Source organism: Kribbella caucasensis (assembly GCF_004361855.1).
In the GTDB taxonomy this organism is placed as follows: domain Bacteria; phylum Actinomycetota; class Actinomycetes; order Propionibacteriales; family Kribbellaceae; genus Kribbella; species Kribbella caucasensis.
This window is the reverse complement of record NZ_SNWQ01000053.1, coordinates 1-18,019: the sequence shown is the minus strand read 5'-3', so window position 1 is coordinate 18,019 and position 18,019 is coordinate 1. Positions and strand designations below refer to the sequence as shown.

Below are 18,019 nucleotides of genomic sequence, written 5' to 3'. Positions count from 1 at the left end.
ACGCGTCACCCTCGACCCCTGGAGAATCGGCGCCATCACCACCGCCGCCCTCGTCCTACTCCAACTTCAGAAACCCACCCGATGAGAAAACCTCACTGTGCCATTGGACTTGTTCCGGCACGCGTGGATCACACCGGCCTCGTCCGGAATGGCAGCCACGGCGACGCCTACCGATCCAAGCAAAAGGCCTACGAGCACGCCGGCAAACATCTTTCGCATGTTTCTCCCCCCGTCGGCCAGGACGAATTCTGGCCGACTTCCCCGCGAGCGATCGTCGCACGGACCCGAACCCCACGTCCAGAGCTTGACGACCGCCCCGATTTCCAACACGTTCTCCAAGACCGCAATTCGGCGTTCAGAATGGATTGACGTTCCTCGACGAGGTGGCAAAACTCGGTTTGGAGAAAGGGGACGAAGTTGTCCGAGCGATCAGGGTCCCGCGCTGACGATCCGTTCGGTGGTCGCCAGCCAACCAGTCACGAACGGATGACGGGCCGACCCTGGGACGCGTCGTACCAAAACGGCCGCGCCTTGGGATCTCGGCCGGCCGCAACCAGCAATAGTGCGTCTGGCGTCCGAAGGAGCATTCGCCGGCGCGGTGCTCGATGCGGGCTGTGGGACCGGCGAGAACGCCTTGCACGTCGCCTCGCTGGGCCTGCCTGTCCTGGGCGTTGACGTGGCCGACACAGCACTGTCGATGGCCCGTGCAAAAGCCGACGACCGCGGGATCGAGGCCGAATTCGCCACAGCCGACGCGTTCCATCTGGAGCGTTTGGGACGCACCTTCGACACGGTTCTGGACTGCGGCCTCTTCCACACCTTCAATGCCGACGAGCGCCCGGCCTACGCCGCGAGCCTGGCATCGGTGACCAACCCCAACGCAACCCTGTACGTGCTGTGCTTCAGCGACACCGACCCCGACACCGTCCCCCACCCCATCAGCCAGGAAGACCTCAAAGCAGCCTTCACCCCCAGCAATGGGTGGAACATCACCACCATCGAACCAGACCGGGTCCAAACGAGATTCCACGACGACAACGGCGCACCGGCTTGGCTCGCCACAATCAAACGAATCTAGCCCGCGCGCCTGGTTGCCCCGTGGCGAGAGTGGGGGCAGTTGGCTGATCCAGCCGCCGCACAGCCAAGGTTCGGATTGCGGAGGCGACCGAGGGGTGGACCATGGGACGCATGGACAACGAAGCTGGCACCTCGTGGACGCCAGATGAGCTCCGCGGAGAGTTTGAGCGCTACAGCAGCCTGATCAATGCTGCCGATCTGGCGCCGAGCAGCAAGACGACATATCTGGTCCACGCAGACCGTTTCGTCCGATGGCTCGCCGGGGAAGTCGAGATCGCACCCGGAAGGCGCCCGAGCGCGTAGCAACACTTTTCGGCGGCGTGAGCAGGAGCCAGCGCCAACGCCGCGGTCACGGCTGACTTCTCAGCGCGGGCAAACACCGACTCCGGAGCTACAACGGGGCTGCTGCTTCTCGATGCCAGAGGTGCTATCCGGTCGTGGGCACGGCGACCAGTGCCATCGTGACTTTGTCCCGTGCCGGCTTCCCGGTCGGGTTCGTGAAGCCCTCCGCGTTTGAGCACTCCCGGACGAGCTTCTCCACGTACGCCGGCTTGTAGCCGTAGTCGCCATGCCGCTTGTCGTACGTGCAGTACTTCTCCTCCGTGCGTTCCGGGTGCGGCGACTTGCTCGGCGGACGGACGTCGAGCTTCTTCCAGGCGCGCTGAAAGTCGTCGGTCGTGAACCGATACGGGATTCTCGCCTGGACCGCCTTCACCACCTGCGTTGGCCTGAGCTCGTCCGCACCCGCGACGTTCCGCACACGTTCCTTGATGATGACATTGCCCTTCCGCCCGAGCTGTTCCACCGCTGCTCGCTCGTCGTCGGTCAGGTCGTCGTATCGGGTGTACTGGATCGCCAGGGCGTCGGGGTCCTTCGGGGCGAGCTCCTGGAAGACCCGCAACCGGAGCTCGTAGCGTGGGTCGTCGCTGACGGACGGATCGAGGTTCGCGTTGTACTCCGCTATGAACATGCGGAGCGACGCTGGCAGCATCTTCCGTAGCCGCCGTAGCGCCTTCTCCCCCTCAGCCGTGAATGAACCAACGAAGACCGGGAATCGCAGCCGGGTTGCGAGGCTCGATGTCATACCGAACTGGGTGGTCAACTCCTCCTCATAATTGAGCAGCAGGGCCTGCGCCTGGCCGCTTACCACAGCCGACAACGCTTGCTGCTCCCGGGCGAATCGATGTTCAACCTTGTTGCGTAGGCCGATGAAGAACTCCAGGTTGGCGCGGACTGGATTCTGCGGATCCGGCCATCGCTCGCGGGCACTTTTCGTGAGCTCCCAGCGCTTCGGTTCGCCGTCGATCCGCTCCAGGCGACGGGGGTTGTCCCGCTGCCAGTAACGGTGATCGATCTTGTCTCGGGTGAACTCGGCGTGCAGCAGGTAGAGCCAGGCAAGGTGCATGTGTACGACGAAACCTTCGAAAGACCGCACCTCGGCAGGATCGTTGTACAGGCGCACGGCGAGACTGGCCTCGTCACGCGAGGCCTCCACCATCGCCCAATGCTTTTTCGGACGGGCCACTCCGACTCCCCCAACTCGGGTGAACTACGGTAACCCGAAGGCTCGAGGTCATCGCCAGATCCGGACGAGGCCCGTCCCTAGGTGGGTCGGCTGTCAACCCGTTCCGGGCACTTTCGGGCTAGCTGGGCAGCTTGACCTCCGTGGTGCCTTCGTGGGTGACTCGAAGGGTCCATTCGGTGATCGGTGGCCGTCCGGCAGCCTGCCAATCGCGGAAGGTGTTCTCGACGTCGGCCCAGAGATCTCGGTCGCCGATGCGGCTGACCGTGTTTCCTCGGACTTGAGCCCAGGTGCCATCGGATGTGCTGAGGATGACTTCGCCGCCCTGGTACCAGGACCAGATGTCTTGGTGCTGGCGCCAGAGGTACAGGCCGAACGCCTCGTCCGCGAAGATCTCGGGGGAAAGACTGGTGTCCCGGATCTCCATCAGTTCGGCTCGGCGTTGGTGTTCCTCCAGGGTCAGCGCGGGGAGGTTCTGGCCGTCGTCGGCGTACTCGGGGACCTTCCTGGCACTCATGAAGTAGCCGCGTGGAGGCATCAGCTGCCCGGTGGCTCCGCGGCCGTCGGCGTCGATTGTCAGCTTGGCCCACGCGCCGACTTGAGTGTTCGACGGAGGCCGCAGGTCGGTCAGGATGACGGCTCCGGGCTTGCCCCACTCAATCCAGTCTGTAGGGATGTTGTCGACGGCGTGGGTCGCAAGGATTCGGTCGTAGGTTCGTGGCTGTGGACTGGCCGACGGGTGGTAGTCCAGCTTCGCGAGGCGATTGAGTGAGTCCCGTAGGAGGTCGGGGTCGATCTCGATCGTGGTCACTGCCGCGTTGCCCAGGAGATGGCACAGGATTGCTGCGTTGTAGCCGGTGCCCGTACCGCTCTCCAGCACGGTCATCCCCGGGCCAATGCCCAGCTCCTCGATCATGTCCGCCATGACCGATGGCATCGATGACGAGGAACTCCACACGAAGCTGTCCGGCTGCCCCTGTACCGGCTTGGTCTGGGTCATCAACGCCTGGTCAGAGTAGATCGCGTCCAGGTACTCCGGACTGGACTGGCCGACAACGCCATTCACGCGCGCCGCTCCGGCGGTATCGACGTCCAGGCGCAGGTACTCAGGCACGAAGAGGTGGCGTGGCACCTCCAAGAACGCGGCCTCAAGACGACGGTCGGCAAGGTGCCCTTTGTCCTTGACTGAGGCAACCATTTCGGCAGCCCGCACTTGCCACATCTCCGGGTGTATCTCGTTGGTCATGATCTGATCTCCAGAAGATCCGCCAGAGCCGCCGTCATCGGCAAGCCTGTCTCAAGCTCGAGCCAGTACCACTGGCCGCCTGTGTTGCACTCGTACCAGACCCACGAACCATCGTGGGCGATGCCGAAGTCAAAGGCGCCGAACAGCAACCCGAACCTATCCAGGTAACGCCGACATGCCCGCGCTATGTGATCGGGCGTGTCGAGTACCGCGTACGAGAGTTGGTCGTAGTCGCGTCGCCAGTCGATGTACGGCGACTCGATCCGGACGCTGAACACCTGGTTGCCGATCACGGTCACCCGCACGTCCGCGGATTTCTCTACCTGGCGCTGGAACAGATGAAGCGTCAGGCGGATTGAGTCGTCCAGTTCGTCGGGCGTGACCTCATCGACCCAAACCGCAGCCGCGTTGTCGTCCGGTCCGACAAGGTTGGTGTTCTGCAAAGGCTTGTAGATGATCGGACCGTGCGCCTTGGCGAACTCGCCAGCGTCTTGGGGGCTGTTGGTGATGAGCGTCGGCGGCACGGTGAAGCCCACCTCGCGGGCTACGGTGAGCTGGGACGGTTTGAACTCGGCCTCCATCGCCCGCCACAGGTGATTGACCCACCGGCCGCGAATGCTCGCCATGATGCCCGCCATACCGTGCTTGGCCTGTTCCTTGGCGAATCGGCCATCCTGCTCAGACATCGCGGTCGGCGCGGCATACGACGAGGGCCGACGGTAGAACACCGAGCGCACAGCGGCGAGATCGAGAGATCTAGCCTCCGTACGGAGGTAGCCCCGCATACCGTCCTCACCGAATCGGGCTGAGACCTCCAGTCCGCCGGCCAGCACGTCAGCCGGATCACACCTGAACAAAGGCACATCGCGGTTGTTGAGTTCGTTTACGACCACGTCCGACGTTGGATCATCAGCACACGTCAGGATGAGGACCGGCCTGTCCGCCGCCATCAGTCAGGCACGTATTCAACGATTTTCGTGTCATCTGTGCTGCCGGGCCTGGCGCCGTCGCCCCCTCCAGTCGTCAGACACTTGAACTGCACTCGCTGCGTTCCGTGCTTCGGCGGTCCCGCCTGGATCGGCTGACCGGTCTGGTCAAGGTAGACGCCAAGTTGGGTCTCCGGGTCGATCTTCACGCTCGTTGGCAAGGCGTCCTCGTCGGTGCGCCATCGAGTGCATGCGGATGCTCGGCGCACGCCCCAGGGACGGGTAGAACAAGTAGTCGTCATATCTGACTTCCTCTCAGGCAACGAACGGGGGCGGGTGGTGGCGATGACTCGGCTACCGATGAGCTGCTCAAGGAGCTCCTTGATCTCCAACGGGTTACCGATGGCGGCAAAATGATGAAGGCTCGGGACCAGGACGGTTGTGATGTTGTCCGTGGTGAGCTGTTCGATGAGGGCTTGGAAGGCCGCCAGCGTGCGCGGCGGCTCCTCGACGTGGATGGAATGGAGCGCGAACGCCCACTTCTGGGCGAACGCTGCGACGCTGCAACGCAATGCGGATAGCTCGTTCTCGGTGGTTAGGAGATATGCGCTGACATACCCGACTGCGGGGTAGCTAGTCATGTAAGCGGTCACCGTTCGTGTCGCTGCGTTGCCGCCAGCCAGCTGTACAAGCCGACCGTGGCGGCGTACAGCACGGCGAACCAGTCACTCATTTGCATCTCCCCGTGGGCAATGTTGCTGGTGCTGGCCAACCGTGTGCCGGCGAGGTCGGAGGCGATCGGTTGCGTACGTCACCGATCGTCGACCTTGGCTAGGTGACATCGCTAGGCCAGCTCGTGGGCTTCTGGCGGACAGGAAGCGGACAGGGCGTGGCTACGACGGTGCTGGGGCGGACATCTGCCGGTCATCCGCGCCGTCGTCACCATGATCAGACTGGTGGACGTCCTACGCTGAGAGAACAGGAACCTGAGCCACGGAAGGCGGTGCGGCTCGTCGTGGAACGCGATACTCCGCGAACGTTGCTGGAGCAGTTGATCCGGCAGCGCGATCAGACCGTCGCCGAGGCCGCGCAAGAGTTCGGCTCCGTCGCCAATCAGATCGGTGAGGCGGCGACGTTGTCGCCTCGTCACCTGCGTCGCTTGATGTCCGGTGATGCAGACAACGCCTACCCGTCAACCCGACGGGTAGCGCAACAGCTGTGGGGCGCACCGTTCGAGGATTTGGTTGGACCGGCGAGGACTCAGTGCCCGCCGGTTCCGGTCGTATCAGCGGAGTGGTTGCCGCATCATGCGCCTACGGTGGACGTGGTCGCGCGCGGCAAGCCGGCTGGACCGGCGTTGATGGAGGAACTGGAATTGGCAGCCGAGGAGTCCGCACGATTCGTACGCCATGCTCGGGGCGTCGTCAGTCAGGAGGTTCTGGAGCAACTCGAGGCTGACGTGATCTTTCTGGCAGAGCAGTACATGCGGCGCTCGCCGTACGCGATGTTCCGCCCACTGGCTGAGCTGCGGCGAGAGGTGTTCAGCATGCTGGACGGACATCCGCGGCCTGAACAGGCCAAAGAGCTGTATCGAATCGCTGGCCAGGTCAGCGCGCTGTTGGCGCATCTGAGCAGCGATCTCGGGCATGCATACGGCGTCGAGACGCACACCCGAACTGCGTTGATCTGCGCTGATTTGTCCGGAGTCGACCAGCTCCGCGGCTATGCCCGCTGGGTCCAGGCTCAGGTGGCCTACTGGCAGGGGGACTACCGACGGTCGGCGGATCTGTCTCGCGAAGGCCAGATGTATGTGCGCGGTGGCAGTGATCTTCTGCGGCTGACCAGCCAAGAGGCACGCTCCCTGGCCGCACTTGGTGACGAGCAGGAGACCGGCCGTGCGCTCCGCGTTGCGGCGGATGCCCGTGCCGAAGCTGCGGGTGAAATACCCGCCCCGGGCGCGTTCTACTTTGCTCCTGGCAAGGCCGCCTACTACGCCGCTGAAGCGCATCTAGCTCTCGGCGGCCCAGACCATCTATACCAAGCGGTCGGCGACGCCCGCGAGTCGCTTGAGCTGTTCGGCTCGACCCCCGGTAGCTCGGCCGAGCTCGTCGCGGCTGCACAGCTCGACCTGGTCACCGCTCATGTAGCACTGGACGATCTCGACTCAGGCGCCGCTCAGCTTGCCGATGTCCTTCAGCTGCCGGCCGAAAGCCGCACCGTGCCGGTCATCGAGCGGTCGACCAAGATCGGCCGCGCCCTCCGCACCGGCAGATACGCGAACTCCCGCATCGCTGCCGAGTTGCGCGACCAGCTCGAACAGTTCGTCGCGTACCCGGCCGCCCGAGATCTGCCGGAGCTGTCCGGCTGATAGAACGGGATCGTGCCGTCTCCCTATCAAGTCGCGGTCTGTGGTCCACGCGCCGCCACTGAAGCTGAGTCCGTTGCCGCTCGCCGTGTGGGGGAGCTACTTGCAGAACAAGGTGCCGTGATCGTCTGCGGGGGCGGGACCGGCGTGATGGCGGAGGTCGCGGCCGGCGGTCGAAGCCGCGGCGGACTCGTGATCGGAGTACGACCGGGCAACACTCGTGACGGCGCCTCACCCGACCTCGACGCGGTGCTGGTAACCAACATGGGTGAGGCCAGAAACGCCGTCATCGTATGGTCCGCCGACGCCGTGATCGTGATCGGCGGCTCCTGGGGAACGCTCAGCGAACTCGCCCTCGCCAAGCGCCGCGGCGGCGTACCGGTGATCAGCCTTGGCGGCTGGACCATCCTCGATGCCAACGGCCAACCAGTAGCAGGCATCGACGTCGCCGACTCACCTGAACACGCCGTAGAACTCGCAATGGCAGGCCGGTCTGCGGGTGATCAGCAGTGACTGCCCACCCGCCTCCCAGCTTGGGAGCCACCCCATCCTCACATCATTTCGGGGTTCGTTTGTCGGGCCAGCCGGTCTTCCAGATCACCCGGCTCCGCATCATTCGCGGGGTATCGCTCGCGTTCGGAGCGATCGAGTGGAGCACCCAGGGGTGGGTCAGGTAGACGTCGCCCGCACGGCCTGCGAGCTCGACGACGCGGACGGGTAGACCGTCCAGGTCGGCCTCGGTCATCAGCCGCGTCGTGCGGTCGGCATCGCTGTCGCCGTCAGCGCTGGTAAGGCCGCGGAACCAGGGGTGCGAACGCAGCACCTGGTCCCGGATGGTGGTGAAGTCCCGCTCGGAGGTCTTGTTCAGGTGGCGAGCGATCACCCTGTGCGAGCCAGCCACCTGAGGTGTGCCGCCTCCTCCGGGTCTGAGGTCGCTCAGCAAGGCCCAGATCTTGACGGCCACCAGTTCGTCCGCCGGCAGATCGAACCCGAGATCGGTGTGCCACTGGCGATGTGGAGCCGACCAGGTTTCGGACGTCGGCATGGTGACCAGCACCTGTCCCTGGTGGAGTGGTTCGGTCCAGGCGCCCGGTCCGAGAAGATCATCCATCGCGGACCGAAGTTGCGTTCCGAGGATCGCGTTCGCAACCGTATGGTTCCGGGTGGTCTTCAACCCCGTCGGCCTCAGGGGCGTCCAGGTCGAGCGGTCCTACCGCTTGATCCCGTGCCGCCTTGCCAACTCGGCCCACAGCACGTCACCCATCCGAGCGGCATCGTCAGCAGTGAAGGCCGCCGGGATCTTGATGATCCCGTCGCGCTTGAACTCACTGAGCTGTTCGGCATTGAGCATCCACCCATGCTGCGCCGGACGGCGGGGGGGCCGCTACCGAAATACCTGGCTCGAAGGCTCAACTGCTAACTCGAAAATGGTGCCCTGCCAGGGCGCGGCAGCATGGCCCCGGCGGTGGTCGGGGTTCGGGTGATGGCGCGGTGGGTCAGGCGGCGGTTGGGGTGAGGGTGACCTTGTGTCCGGTGAGGTGTTCGAGTTGGCGGATGAGGTCGCGTTCGCGGCGTCGTTTGTTGATCCGGGACTCGTAGAAGTCGGATCCGAGGTCTTGGTAGTGCTGGTCGGGGTCGTTGAGTAGGTGCCAGACGATGGTGAGGACGGAGTTGCCGACCGCGACGATGGCGCGTTTCTTGCCGCGTCGTCGGGCCAGGCGCCGGTAGCGTTCGCCGAGGAAGGTGTCGGTGCGGGCCAGGCTGGCGACGACCTCGCCGAGGGTGCCGGCCAGCCACGGGTTGCCCTTGCCGGTGCCGCCGCCTTTCTTGCGGCCCGCGCTGTTGTGGTCGATCGGGGTGAACTTGGCCCAGGAGGCCAGGTGGGCGGCGGTGGGGAAGACGGTCATGTCCACCCCGGTCTCGGCGATGATCTCCTGGGCGGCGCGGACGCCGACGCCGGGGATCTCATCGAGGGTGGCCACCGCGTGGGCGAAAGGGGCGATCAGCTCCTCCACCCGGGCGTCGAGCGAGGCGATGTCGGCCGACAGGTCGTCGATGCGCCGCAGCATCCGGCGGCACAGGTCGGCGTGGTGATCGCCGAAGAACCCGGTCAGGGCCTCCTCCAAGACTGGGATCTTGCGGCGCATGATGCCGTGCGCCAGTTGCGCCAAGACCTTCGGGTCGCGTTCGCCGTCGATCATCGCCTGCAGCATCTGGCGCCCCGACACCCCATGCAGGTCGCTGATCACCGACGTGAGCTTGATCTGGGCGTCCTCCAGGAGCTTCTCCAGCCGCTGCTTCTCCCGCGTCTGGTCTCGGATCAGCGACCGCCGGTAGCGGACCACGTCGCGCAGTTGCCGGATCGGCTTCGGGGGCACCAGCGACGGCCGGCACATCCCCCGCTCCACCACCTTGGCCAGCCACACCGCGTCCAGCCGATCGGTCTTGGGCCGCCCCGGCAGGTGCTTGACATGCGTGGCGTTCAGCAGCCAGCAGGTGAACCCCTCAGCCTCCAGCAGATAAAACACCGGCTTCCAGTAATCCGAGGTCGACTCCATCGCCACCAGCTCGACCTGCTGCACCCGCAGCCAGTCCGCCAGCTCCAGCAACTGCCGCGTCACCGTCGAATACTCCCGGACCTCCTGCAACCTGCGCTCCGGTCTGGTCTCGTGCGGCACCCGCACACACGCCACCAGACCCGCCTTGCCCAGATCCAGCGCACACACCCGCTGAACCACCCGCTCCGGCTCCTCGGTGATCTCATCCACCAACGCCACCGCCTTCCACCTCCACAGACCGAATAGACGGCTGCCCGCGGGAGCGAAACGGGGGAAACAGAGGCGAACTCTCGAGCTCAAGGCATCAATGCCGGGCCCCTAAACACGCTCCCAGCGATCAGACTATTTCACGGCCTCCCGGCACCAAGCGAGTACGACGTCGGCGGGCAACCACCCCCATTTTCACGCACGACGGGCGTCCTCCACAGGGACACAGGGACTATTTGACGAATCAGCCCTCTGCAGGTGTGCAAGGTCTCCTGGCTGCAGGTCCGCCCGGAACGTTGGTATCGAGCGTTGTCTGAACCATGCAGTGTTCGCGCCCCTATGAGGTCTTGCGGGACAGGCGCATCAGCGCTCGGTACATCTGGCGTGGGGTTGGCGGGTCCGGGATCGGGCGGGCTGTTTCGGCGGCGAAGGATTGGATGAGGTAGCCGACGAGGCGTCGCCAGGCGTCGGGGGCTGCGTCACGGGTGGCGGTGACGACACCGGCGTTGGCCATCAGGATCAGGGGCACGTCCTGGTGAGCGAAGTCTTGGCGCAACCGCCCGACTGCTTTGGCGCGATCGAGTAGTTCGGTGAGTTTGTCGGCGGATCGGTTGCGTTCTTCTTCGAAGGCTTTGGCGGTGGGGAAGGTCATGGTGAGGACGTCGGCGAAGCCGCGGTCGTCGGCCTGCATCTGGCAGACGCGCTGGATGTAGCCGCAGAACGCGCTCCAGGGGTCGGGGTCGGCCAGGGCTTCGTCGATGGCTACGGAGTAGGCGTGCATCTTGTCGGCGAAGGCTGCGGCGATCAGGTCGTCGCGGGTTGGGAAGCGGCGAAACAAGGTGGCTACGCCGACGCCGGCGCGGCGGGCGATTTCGTTGGTGGACGCATCGAGCCCCTGTTCGGCGAACACGTCGCGCGCGGCCTCGACCACGCGCTCGCGGTTGCGTTGCGCGTCGGAGCGCAGACCCGGCCCGCCGGGCTCCGGCGTTCGCGCGTCCGGGTCCTTCGTCATGACCCCATCCTACCCATTTGGAATACCTGCTCCACTTCGGGTGTTATCGTCGTCGTCAGGAGTAAGTGGAGTACCCGTTCCATTCATGAGCGAGGAGTGAGCAGTACCGGATGAACGTGTCTTTGTGGGTTCTTCAGATCGTCCTGGCGGGCATGTTCGCGATGTCGGGCATTACCAAGTCCACCCAGCCGAGGCGCAAGCTGCTCGGCAAGCTGCGATGGGTGGAGGACTACTCCGCGGGCACGGTGCGGTTCATCGGCATCGTCGAACTGCTCGGGGCGATCGGCCTGGTTGTGCCGGCGGCGACCGGCATCGTGCCGGTGCTGACCCCGCTGGCCGCGACGGGACTCGCGGTCGTGATGGCACTGGCTACGAACACCCACCGGCGCCGCCGCGAGCCCAGCGCGATCGCATTCACCGCGGTCCTGTTCGCCGTCGCCGTGGTGATCGCCTGGGGCCGGTTCGGGCCGTACTCGCTCTAACCCTGGCCGAACGATTCGGCCGCCGAAACCCTTTCGAATCAAGGAGATCTGCTATGCGTGCGTTTGCGTTGACCGAGTTCGGGTCCGCCCCGAAGATCGTCGACATCGATGTTCCCGAGCCTGCCGAGGGCGAGGTCCGGGTCCGGGTCCACGCGGCGTCGGTGAACGGCTTTGACCTGTCGGTCGCCTCCGGCCGGGTCAAGGACATGATGGAGCACCGGTTCCCCGTCGTCTTGGGCAAGGACTTCGCCGGCACCGTCGACGCTGTCGGCGCCGCAGTGAGCGACTACCAGGTCGGTGACCGTGTCTTCGGGGTCGTCACGAAGCCCTACCTGGGCGACGGGTCGTTCGCCGAGTACGTCACTGTTCCGACTTCGGTCGGTCTGGCCAGACTGCCCGACTCGATCGACTTCATCGAGGGCGCCGCGCTCGGGCTGGCCGGGACGGCCGCCCTCCAGGCCGTCGACGCCGCCGAGGTCCAGGCCGGGCAGCGGGTGCTGGTCGTCGGCGCCACGGGCGGCGTCGGCAACCAGGTCGTGCAGCTGGCCGGGAACGCCGGTGCGCAGGTGATCGCCACCGCCGCCACCGACCCCGAGCGGACGCTGGTCAGCAAGCTCGGCGCCGCCACGACAGTCGACCACACCGGCGACGTGCTGTCCGCCGTACAGCAGGAGCAGCCCGACGGCGTCGACGCGATCATCCACCTGGCCGGCGACCCGACCGCCGTCCTCGATGCGGTACGTCCTCAGGGCCGGTTCGTCTCCACCATGATCCAGTCGCCCGACCAGCTGCCCCCGACCGAGGCCACCGTCACCGGGATCTACGCCAACCCCGACCCGGCGACGTTGCAGCGCGCCGCCGGCCACCGAGCCGACGGAAGCTGCCAGGTGCACGTCCAGGCGACCTACTCGCTGGACCAGGCACCCGAAGCCTTCACGGCGTTCGCCGGCGGCACGCTCGGCAAGCTCGTCATCACCATCGCCTGACCCACTCGCGGACGCGGCCGGGATCGACCACGCGGTACACCGCCGACGTCGATCCCGCCGCACCCGCTCTCTCCAAGCAAGGACAACTCATGGAGCTCGGCGTCATCTCGCTCAGCGACATCCAGACCGACCCCGCGACCGGCCGGCCGCCCGGCTACCAGCAGCGGGTCGAGGAGATCGTCGGCTATGCGACCCTGTCCGACCGCACCGGGTTGGACGTGTTCGCCCTCGGCGAGCACCACACCCGCGACTTCGCCGTGTCGTCGCCCGCCGTCGTACTGGCCGCGGCCGCCGCCCGCACCAGCACGATCCGCCTCACCAGCGGCGTGACCGTGCTGCCGGTGCTCGACCCGCTGCGGGTCTATCAGGACTTCGCCACCCTCGACCTGCTCAGCAACGGCCGCGCCGAGATCGCCGCCGGCCGCAGCGCCTTCACCGAACCGTTCGACATCTTCGGCGTCGACATCGCCGACTACGACGCCGCGTTCAGCGAGAAGCTCGACCTGCTCCTGCAGTTGCGCACCAACGACCACGTCACCTGGTCCGGCAAGTTCCGCCCGCCCCTGCACGATGCGCCGGTGACCCCGCGCGCGGCCCAGAACCCGCTCCCGGTCTGGCTCGGAGTCGGCGGGTCGCCTGCCAGCGCCGAGCGGGCTGGGCGGCTCGGCCTGCCCATGATCCTCGGTTACATCGGTGGACCGCTGACCCATGCCCGCCGCACCGTCGACCTCTACCGCGCCGCCGGTGAACGGGCAGGCCACCCGGACAAACTCCGCGTCGGGATCTCCACCCACTTCTACGCCGGCGCCACCCCACAGGCCGCCCGCCAGACCTTCCCGTACTACCACCAGTACCTGCGACCCAAGACGCCCGGCGGCCGCGGATTCGTCGTCGACCAAGCACAGTTCGACGCCGGCACCCGGCGCGGCAACGCGATCATGATCGGCTCCAGCGAACAACTCATCGAGAAGATCCTCGACGCCCATCAAGCTCTCGGCCTGGACCGGTTCCTCGGCCAGATCGACTGGGGAGGCATGCCCCGCGAGGCCGTGACGGACTCGATCCACCGCTACGCCGAAGAGATCGCTCCCGCCGTCCGCGGCGCCACCACCTGACCACCATCCACCTCACAGACAGGACACCCCCATGCAGGTCACCGTCTTCGGCGCGACGGGCGGCATCGGCCGCCACGTCGTCGACCAACTCCTCACCGCAGGCCACGACGTCGTCGCCTACGCCCGCAACCCCGCCAAACTCGACCGCCACGACCCGCGCCTGCGGCTCGTCACCGGCGAACTCGCCGACCACGAACGCGTCCGCGAAGGCCTCGAAGGCAGCAACGCTGTCATCAGCGCCCTCGGCCCCTCCCTCAAACGCGGCACCACCGGCACGCCCGTTGCCGACGGCACCCGCACCATCGTCGAAGCCATGCAAGCCACCGGCGTCCGCCGCTTCATCGGCCTGGCAACCCCCAGCATCGCCGACCCCCGCGACAAACCCACCCTCAAAGCCCGCATCCTGCCGATCCTGGCGAACCTGATGTTCCCCAACGCCCTACGCGAGCTCCAAGGTATGACCCAGGCCGTCACCGACTCCGGACTCGACTGGACCATCGCACGCATCACCAACCCCACCAACAAAAACCCCACCGGAACCACCCGCGACGGCTACCTCGGAGTCGACGACGTCGGCTCCGCGATGACCAGAACCGACATCGCCGCGTTCCTGGTGGGGCAACTGACCGACACCACCTATCAGCATGCCGCCCCTGCGATCAGCAATTGACGACCAGATCCCCCTCGACACCCGTTGCATCCAAAGCACCAGTCCCACAAGGCTGAGGTCACTGTCCGGTGATCGCATCAGACGTCCGCACCGGAGATGCCGCCTGCCGCGAGGACAAGGACGGCACAGCCGGAGTCCTGCACCGGCCTCGGGCATAACTGAGACGGAAACCGAGACGGAACGACTCCGGGGCGGCTCCCAGACTAGGGAGCCGCCCCGGCTTGTGTCGTCCTCCCGAAGGCCCGAAACCACTCTCTGACCTGCGGTTTCTTGTACTCCGGCGGAGTGGCGGAGGATACGAGATTCGAACTCGTGAGGGGTTGCCCCCAACACGCTTTCCAAGACCACAATTCGACGTTCAAAGCGGGTCAGTACCCACTTCTAAGCCTGTGCTCTACAAGCCGCGACCGATGGTGAATGGTCCCGAACTGCGGCGGATGAGACCCACATTGAGACCCTTCTGGCACCTAGGCGGACCTACTCCACCGCTGTGTTTCAGCCGCCTTTCTGGGGAGTGCTGCAACACAGTCGCGGGGGTGCGTGGCGCCCATGTCAGCTGTCCGACCGACTCGGTAGATGGGACACTTGGGACACTGGTATCGCACACTGTCCCAGGCGTTTTCCCAGGTCAGAGTGGTCTCTGGGACAGTGGGACACCTGGGACAACTCACGAGCTCCAAGCCTCCAACTGTTCGAACGCCTCTCGCCACCTGCGCCGCGTGCGGCTCGCCGAGCTGGAGTTGTGACTAGCGATGACCTGAGTCGGCTGTCTCGTAAAGTAACACTGACTCCGTGGGCTTGATCGCTCGATTTGCTTCGCTTGTTTTGGGATTCAGATGGGCGATCGAGCGGACCGCGCGGAAATCCTTCCTTCCGCTGAGTCGCCAGCCGAGGGACGTGCCGATATCGGTGAGTGCAGCCGCAAGATCCAAGTGGATATCTTTATATCGACTGTCCTGGACAACGAGCACAACCGAGGCGCCTGGCTTAACCACTCGGTCGATCTCAGCTAGAGAATGACTCATACCCTCGAAGTATCGACGAAAGTTCGGCTCGTAGTAGCCGACGGATGCATATGATGGGTGGCTCGCGACGGCATGAAGGAAACGGTCGACGTTTTCTCCAAGTGTCTGAGATTCAATTTTCATGCCCATGGTCGGGGTGCCAATCATGGCGTCTCGCAGGCTTCGTATGCTTTCGGCTGAGATATTCAAGCAACTCAGTTCAAGGAGATGTCCGACTATGTAGTCGAGACGTGTGCAGTATGGAGGAGACGTGATCACCGCATCGTGAGAATTGTCCTCCAGTGGAAGTGTGCGGGTGTCGGCGCGTAATGAGTCCACACTGTGTTCCGGCGCGCTCTCAAGTGATCTTGCTTCAATCAGACGGACCAGAGACTCGACTATGTTGAGGAAGAGTCGAGATATCTCTTTGGCCGTCAGGGATATCTGACCAGCACCCAATTCTCGACGCTTAGTCCAAGTTGGGTTCTTGGACTGAAATGTTCGAGTGCAATCTTTTACAAGCATAAACATGGCGACGTAATAGAATGCTGCTATTGACGACATTGAATCCACGCGTTGCATTGCTGAAAGACCTGGAGTAACGAGTACTTCATCTATCCGGTTGCATAGACTGCGAAGTCGGCCAGCTGTCCCATTAGTGAACCATTGGGACAAGGGATCGAAAGTTCGCCGACTGGCAGGTTTGAGGTCAATTAGCAACTCTCTTGCCAGAGGTTCGAGGCTGGACGACGAATTTCGTCCGACCATCCTCCCCTTGCTGATTACGATCATGGCAGGGTTGAGATCAGTCCCAGTGACGCGAAGCCCACGGCCTGCACCAACCTCGAGGGTGGTGCCAGCTCCCATCCAGGGGTCGAGCAGGGCGTAGCCCTCTGGCAGACCGAGAACATCGAGAGCGTCCGAAACGAAGGCCGGCGAGTAGCCAGCGTAGTAGCGGTACCAGGCCCGGTCTCTGCCGCCGGTCTGTTTGGGATCACGCACTCGATCGATCAAGCCTACGCTCCTCGCTAGTCGAACCTCCGCACATCCTACGGAGATCCCGATGCGTCTGTGTGTTGAGCGTGAATCTGAGGGCAGCCGATCGACGACCTTTGGCACGGTGCCATCGTCTGAGTCGCCTGGAGTGATGATGGGCAGCGAATGCGACAACATAGTCTGAATCAGTGATTCGAGATCCTGCCGCTCCGGTTCACCTCTGATTCCTGTTGTTGGTCTCTGGAGCAGGCGGTAGAGGTAGTGATAGATTGCCGTTCGTCCGCGCTGGCAAAATGGCGTCAAGAGGAGACCTTAATGAGTGACGGCAAAGTTGATCTTCAAGAGGAACTTGACCGTCATAGGCGAGCGGTAGATACCGAGTATTTCGACCTTTCTATTCGTGAAATAGTACGTATGGTCGAATCTCATGAAGTAGTAGTAGCTCCTGCATATCAGCGTCAATTTCGATGGAAAGCTGAAGTTCAGTCGGCGCTCATTGAGTCCCTCTTGTTAGGACTTCCAGTCCCAGCAATCTTTGTCGCTACGAACAAGGATGGCACGTGGGATGTCGTGGATGGCCTTCAGCGGATAGCGACAATCTTGCGGTTCCATGGAATTGATGTACCAAACTCACCGGAGTTAGCGTTCTCGGAAGATCGCCTTGTTCTTTCTGAGCTCTCACAATTGACTAACTTCGCTGGTTTGTCATTCGAAGACCTTCCCATGCCCATACGGCTGATGTTTGGAAAGCGCTATATTCGGGTTCAGGTCTTGAGCGACAAATCTGATGCAGACGTTCGGTTTGAGTTGTTTCGCCGTCTGAATGCGGGTGCGGTTGCGTTGACGCCGCAGGAAATCCGTGCATGTGTCTTCGCTGGGTCCTTCAATCTCTTGATCGAGGAACTGTCAGAGTTTCCTGAGTATGTATCTCTGCTCAAGCTTAAGCCGCAGAGTCAGAACGATGCTACGGCGGCGGAGATTGTGTTGAAATTCTTTGCATACCTGGACGGTATGGACAACTTCGATGGGAAAGTGACGAAGTTCCTTAACGCATACATGAAGCGTCGTGTTAACGATACTGACCTCGAGCCTGATCGTCAGCTTTTCGTTGAGACTGTTCAGTTCCTGCGCTCTGCGATCGATGGACCGTTCAAAAGGGAGCGAGTCTCTACAACTCCCCTGAATCAACTCGAGGCGGTATTGATCGGCGTCGCTCGGATCATTCGTGATGGCAACACGCCGAAACTGCCACCCAATGGTTGGGAGAATGACGAGGATCTAGTTGAGGCAAGTACCAAAGGTACTAATAGTCGATCAATGCTGCGTAAGCGTGTCCTTCGCGCACAAGAACTCTTCTCCTAACATGTCCGCGATTCTAGATACGATCTTTGATCGAGCGTTCGAACACCTTGATCGCGAGGGTCGGCGACTGGAGTCGATCGATCGATCGGCCGCGACCATGACGTTCGACCACGATGGGTTCTCCGCAATAAATAGAGCCCTGTCGTATGTGGTTATGGGTGGAGTCCTGGAGGAGTTCATGCGTGAGTTCCCGCAGGCTCTTGCGAGCGAGGTCGCGCTTCGACAGATAGAGAGAAGAGAGCTACCAGTTTCTCTCTTGGCTGCTATCGACGCCGCATTATTCAGGCAATGCAGCAGCGACGGCGTCAGCGCTCTGATGGCGCGGGCGGATATCGTGCAGACGATGGCCGCGCATAACTCTGACGCGCGCGTTGTATCTGATTTCGGAAGTTTGTTGGCTCTTCAAACTTGACCGGGCAGCGATTCTGGTCTGGCTGTGCTCCGGCGTGATTGCCGGGTGCAGAAGTACCGTACTCGGCGGCGTTGGTTGT

Annotated in this window: 17 protein-coding genes and 1 pseudogene; 9 read left to right on the top strand and 9 right to left on the bottom strand. The window is 63.6% G+C overall.

The window, feature by feature from the left end:
* Positions 1-532: 532 nt before the first annotated feature.
* A pseudogene (locus tag EV643_RS43085) lies at positions 533-1,078 on the top strand (class I SAM-dependent methyltransferase); the annotation flags it as partial.
* Between the two features lie 426 nt (positions 1,079-1,504).
* Here the strand turns inward: EV643_RS43085 and EV643_RS43080 are convergent.
* The 4 genes from EV643_RS43080 to EV643_RS43065 all read right to left on the bottom strand — a co-directional run bounded on the left by EV643_RS43080 (position 1,505) and on the right by EV643_RS43065 (position 5,412).
* The gene (locus EV643_RS43080) at positions 1,505-2,602 is read right to left on the bottom strand and encodes a DUF3644 domain-containing protein (protein WP_238166212.1); all 1,098 of its coding nucleotides are present in this window, start codon (positions 2,600-2,602) and stop codon (positions 1,505-1,507) included.
* A 118-nt stretch (positions 2,603-2,720) separates the two neighbouring features.
* Entirely contained in the window at positions 2,721-3,845 is a 1,125-nt protein-coding gene (locus tag EV643_RS43075) for a methyltransferase domain-containing protein (RefSeq protein ID WP_133806023.1), read from the bottom strand.
* On the bottom strand, positions 3,842-4,795 hold the full coding sequence (gene tgmB / locus EV643_RS43070) for an ATP-grasp ribosomal peptide maturase (RefSeq protein ID WP_133806022.1): 954 nt from the start codon (positions 4,793-4,795) through the stop codon (positions 3,842-3,844). The genes EV643_RS43075 and tgmB overlap by 4 nt, the downstream gene beginning before the upstream one ends.
* A complete protein-coding gene (locus EV643_RS43065; protein ID WP_133806021.1) occupies positions 4,795-5,412 on the bottom strand; it encodes a putative ATP-grasp-modified RiPP in 618 nt (205 codons plus the stop codon). Before EV643_RS43065 ends, tgmB begins: the two co-directional genes overlap by 1 nt.
* A gap of 362 nt (positions 5,413-5,774) precedes the next feature.
* Between EV643_RS43065 and EV643_RS43060 the strand changes: the two genes are divergently transcribed.
* Positions 5,775-7,139, top strand: a complete 1,365-nt coding sequence (locus EV643_RS43060; protein WP_133806020.1) for an NsdA family TPR-like regulatory protein — start codon at positions 5,775-5,777, stop codon at positions 7,137-7,139.
* Positions 7,140-7,151: 12 nt separating this feature from the next.
* Positions 7,152-7,649, top strand: coding sequence for an SLOG cluster 4 domain-containing protein (locus EV643_RS43055; RefSeq protein WP_133806019.1), 498 nt, complete (start codon positions 7,152-7,154; stop codon positions 7,647-7,649).
* Between the two features lie 43 nt (positions 7,650-7,692).
* Here the strand turns inward: EV643_RS43055 and EV643_RS43050 are convergent, their stop codons facing one another.
* The 4 genes from EV643_RS43050 to EV643_RS43040 form a co-directional block, all read right to left on the bottom strand.
* A complete protein-coding gene (locus tag EV643_RS43050; protein WP_133806018.1) occupies positions 7,693-8,247 on the bottom strand; it encodes a phytanoyl-CoA dioxygenase family protein in 555 nt (184 codons plus the stop codon).
* Positions 8,248-8,346: 99 nt separating this feature from the next.
* Complete coding sequence (locus EV643_RS44575; protein ID WP_166665804.1) at positions 8,347-8,487, bottom strand: hypothetical protein; 141 nt, start codon at positions 8,485-8,487, stop codon at positions 8,347-8,349.
* A 145-nt stretch (positions 8,488-8,632) separates the two neighbouring features.
* The gene (locus EV643_RS43045; RefSeq protein WP_202870060.1) at positions 8,633-9,913 is read right to left on the bottom strand and encodes an IS110 family RNA-guided transposase; all 1,281 of its coding nucleotides are present in this window, start codon (positions 9,911-9,913) and stop codon (positions 8,633-8,635) included.
* Between the two features lie 325 nt (positions 9,914-10,238).
* Positions 10,239-10,913: a TetR/AcrR family transcriptional regulator gene (locus EV643_RS43040; protein WP_133806017.1), complete on the bottom strand. Its 675-nt coding sequence runs from the start codon at positions 10,911-10,913 to the stop codon at positions 10,239-10,241.
* 110 nt (positions 10,914-11,023) lie between these two features.
* Between EV643_RS43040 and EV643_RS43035 the strand changes: the two genes are divergently transcribed.
* From EV643_RS43035 to EV643_RS43020, 4 genes are all read left to right on the top strand, one after another.
* Complete coding sequence (locus EV643_RS43035) at positions 11,024-11,395, top strand: DoxX family protein (RefSeq protein WP_133806016.1); 372 nt, start codon at positions 11,024-11,026, stop codon at positions 11,393-11,395.
* A 53-nt stretch (positions 11,396-11,448) separates the two neighbouring features.
* Positions 11,449-12,381 (top strand): NADP-dependent oxidoreductase, encoded by a 933-nt coding sequence (locus tag EV643_RS43030; protein WP_133806015.1) that lies wholly within the window; start codon positions 11,449-11,451, stop codon positions 12,379-12,381.
* An 89-nt stretch (positions 12,382-12,470) separates the two neighbouring features.
* A complete protein-coding gene (locus tag EV643_RS43025; RefSeq protein ID WP_133806014.1) occupies positions 12,471-13,496 on the top strand; it encodes an LLM class flavin-dependent oxidoreductase in 1,026 nt (341 codons plus the stop codon).
* 31 nt (positions 13,497-13,527) lie between these two features.
* The gene (locus EV643_RS43020; RefSeq protein ID WP_133806013.1) at positions 13,528-14,166 is read left to right on the top strand and encodes an NAD(P)-dependent oxidoreductase; all 639 of its coding nucleotides are present in this window, start codon (positions 13,528-13,530) and stop codon (positions 14,164-14,166) included.
* A 746-nt stretch (positions 14,167-14,912) separates the two neighbouring features.
* On the opposite strand, the gene EV643_RS43015 is transcribed toward EV643_RS43020, so the two are convergent.
* On the bottom strand, positions 14,913-16,184 hold the full coding sequence (locus EV643_RS43015; protein ID WP_133806012.1) for a hypothetical protein: 1,272 nt from the start codon (positions 16,182-16,184) through the stop codon (positions 14,913-14,915).
* Positions 16,185-16,481: 297 nt separating this feature from the next.
* Here EV643_RS43015 and EV643_RS43010 point away from each other — a divergent pair, with 297 nt between their 5' ends.
* Together EV643_RS43010 and EV643_RS43005 are read left to right on the top strand one after the other, a co-directional pair.
* Positions 16,482-17,528, top strand: coding sequence for a DUF262 domain-containing protein (locus tag EV643_RS43010; protein WP_133806011.1), 1,047 nt, complete (start codon positions 16,482-16,484; stop codon positions 17,526-17,528).
* A gap of 1 nt (position 17,529) precedes the next feature.
* A complete protein-coding gene (locus EV643_RS43005) occupies positions 17,530-17,940 on the top strand; it encodes a hypothetical protein (RefSeq protein WP_133806010.1) in 411 nt (136 codons plus the stop codon).
* The last annotated feature ends 79 nt before the right edge of the window (positions 17,941-18,019 follow it).